This window comes from Kineococcus sp. TRM81007 (assembly GCF_022669155.1).
GTDB lineage: Bacteria > Actinomycetota > Actinomycetes > Actinomycetales > Kineococcaceae > Kineococcus.
Map to the genome: position 1 here is coordinate 1 of NZ_JALBVB010000054.1, position 2,630 is coordinate 2,630.

The following is a 2,630-nucleotide window of genomic DNA, read 5'->3' on the forward strand; positions in this document are numbered from 1 at the left end:
GCTGGCGCAGCAGACGGCGCGGGCGACGGAGGAGATCACCGGGCGGGTGGGCGCCACGCAGGCGGACGCCTCGGCGGCGGCGGGTGCGATCGGTGGCATCACCGAGGTCATCGCCCGCATCGACGCCTTGCAGTCGACGATCGCGGCGGCGGTGGAGGAGCAGTCGGCCACCACCTCCGAGATGGTCCGCAACGTCTCGGAGGTGTCCACCGGCAGCCAGGAGATCGCCACCAACATCTCCGGCATCGCCGCGGCCGTGGAGCAGACCACGGCCGGGGCGGGGCAGGCCGCGGCCACGGCCGGCGAGGTCTCCCGCGCCGCCTCCGACCTCGACCAGCTCGTCTCCCGGTTCGTGCTGCCGCACGCCTGACCGAGCGCGGTGCGCGACGCCCCACCGGCCTCTCCCGAGCCGGCGGGGCGTCGTGGTGCTCCCGGGGTGGAGTCGCCGCCATCGGGTCGACGCGTTCGCGAGCACGCGGACCTGGCAACATCGGGGCGTGGGACTGGGCGGCGGACCGAGCGAGTGGGACGAGTACGAGTGGTTCTGCCTGGCGGACGTGCCGCCGGAGGAGGACGAGGCCGGCCCCGACCCGTTCGGCGAGGCGCTGCGCCTCCTCGCGCGGGACTACCCGGTGTGGTCCGGGACCGAGGGTGCCGCCCGGGTGCTCCTGGTGGACCTGGACAACCTGCGCGCCGTGAAGGGGCGGCTGCGCGCCCGGCTGAGCGTGGTGGTGGAGCTGGCTCGGCAGGCCGACCACGTCACCCTCGCCGGGCAGGTGGGTGCGGTCGCGCGCTCCCGCCCGTGGCTGGCGGAGTTCGCACCGCGCGCGAAGGCGGTGGCCGCCGGGCCCGACGTGGCGGACCACGTGCTGCTGGCGGCCGCCGCGGAGGTCCCCGACCCGGCGGAGTTCCTCGTCGTCAGCAACGACGGCATCTTCGCCGACCTCGCCGAGCGCGGGGAGCTGACGATCCTCTCCCCGGGCGTGGACGCCCTCAGCGACCGGCTGCACGGCGCGGCGAGCCTCCTGGTGGACCTGGCGGCCCTGGAGCAGGAGGCCGCCGCCCTCGTCTGAGCGGGCCGGTCCGCCGGTGCGCCCGGGAAGAGCACCTGCCCGGGTGGTGCGCTGCTCCCTAGGGTGACCGGGTGCCCAGGGTCCTCAGCGTCAACGTCGGGCGGCGGCGGCCTGTGGCGGCGAAGTCGGGCACCAGCGGCATCGACAAGCGCCCCGTCGCCGGCCCGGTGCCCGTCCGCGCGCCGGGCCCGAAGGGCGAGGGGGGCAGTGGGCTGCTGGGCGACCACATCAGCGACACCGCGAACCACGGCGGCGACGACCAGGCCGTGTACGCCTACGCCCGCGAGGACCTCGACGCGTGGGAGGCCGAGCTGGGCCGGCCGCTGGGCAACGGCAGCTTCGGGGAGAACCTGACGACCGGGGGGCTGGCGGTGAACCGGGCGGTCATCGGTGAGCGGTGGGCCGTCGGTGACGTGGTGCTGCAGGTCTCCTGCCCGCGCATCCCGTGCGTGACGTTCGCGGTGTGGCTGGGGGAGCGGCGGTGGGTGCCGCGCTTCACCCGGGCCCGCGTGCCGGGGGCGTACCTGCGGGTGCTGGTCCCGGGGGACCTGGTCGCCGGTGCGCGGATCGAGGTGCACGACGTCCCCGCGCACGGGGTGACGGTGGCCACGGCGTTCGCCGCGCTGACGACGGAGCCGCAGCTGCTGCCGCTGCTGCGCGACGTCCCCGAACTGCCCCGGGAGGACGCCGGCGCCGTCGCGCGGCGACTCGACGGTCGCTGAGGTGCCGGCCGCGGCCGACGCAGTCCCAGGCCCCGGCGGGGTGGTGCACAGGCCCACCACAGCTCCACGCCCGACACAGGGGGGAGCCGGGAAGGACCCGGTGCCACCGGAGTGAGGAACACCATGAGGATCACCAAGAGGGCCGTCGCCGCCAGCACCGCGGGCGCCGTCGCCGCCGGCGGGCTCGGGCTGGTGCTGCTCGGCGCACCCGTCGCCTCGGCAGCCACCACCGACTCGTCCACGAGCTCGAGCACCGGGATCGGTGACCGGCTCCAGGCCATCGCCGACGCGCTGTCGGGGCTCGTCAGCGACGGCACCATCACCCAGGAGCAGGCCGACGCGGTCGCCGAGACGCTGGGCTCCTCCGACGCCCTGCGCGGTCCGGGCGGGCCCGGCGGGCACGGCGGCGGGGGGCGCGCGCTGGACCTCGACGCCGCCGCGGAGGCGGTGGGGCTGAGCGCCGACGAGCTGCGCACCGCGCTGCAGGCCGACGGCGCCACGCTGGCGAGCGTCGCCGCCGACGAGGGCGTCGAGGAGCAGACGCTCGTCGACGCCCTCGTGGCGGCTGGGGAGGAGCGGCTGCAGCAGGCCGTCACCGACGGGCGGCTGACCCAGGAGCAGGCCGACGAGCGGATCGCGGAACTGCCCGAGCAGGTCGCCGCGGCGATCGACGCGGAGTTCCGCGGCGGTCCCGGCGGCGGCCGCGGTGGAGGACGCCCCGGCACCGGGGACGACACCGCCACCGGCGGCAGCACCACGAGCGGCAGCACCACGAGCGGCAGCACCAGCAGCGGCACCGCCGTCTGAACGCACGTCCGGGACCACCCCCGCCGCC

General features: G+C 76.8%; 3 protein-coding genes and 1 pseudogene. All 4 read left to right on the forward strand.

The annotated features are described in order from the left end of the window. Positions 1–370: pseudogene (locus tag MN205_RS12975) on the forward strand (methyl-accepting chemotaxis protein); the annotation flags it as partial. 127 nt (positions 371–497) lie between these two features. Continuing rightward, complete coding sequence (locus tag MN205_RS12980) at positions 498–1,073, forward strand: hypothetical protein (RefSeq protein WP_242127929.1); 576 nt, start codon at positions 498–500, stop codon at positions 1,071–1,073. Positions 1,074–1,144: 71 nt separating this feature from the next. Continuing rightward, a complete protein-coding gene (locus MN205_RS12985) occupies positions 1,145–1,795 on the forward strand; it encodes an MOSC domain-containing protein (RefSeq protein ID WP_242127931.1) in 651 nt (216 codons plus the stop codon). 123 nt (positions 1,796–1,918) lie between these two features. Continuing rightward, complete coding sequence (locus MN205_RS12990; protein WP_242127933.1) at positions 1,919–2,602, forward strand: hypothetical protein; 684 nt, start codon at positions 1,919–1,921, stop codon at positions 2,600–2,602. The last annotated feature ends 28 nt before the right edge of the window (positions 2,603–2,630 follow it).

Bases quoted from the DNA above. Each gene is read 5' to 3' on its own strand.
- MN205_RS12990 (WP_242127933.1), top strand. From the start codon at position 1,919: ATGAGGATCACCAAGAGGGCCGTCGCCGCCAGCACCGCGGGCGCCGTC.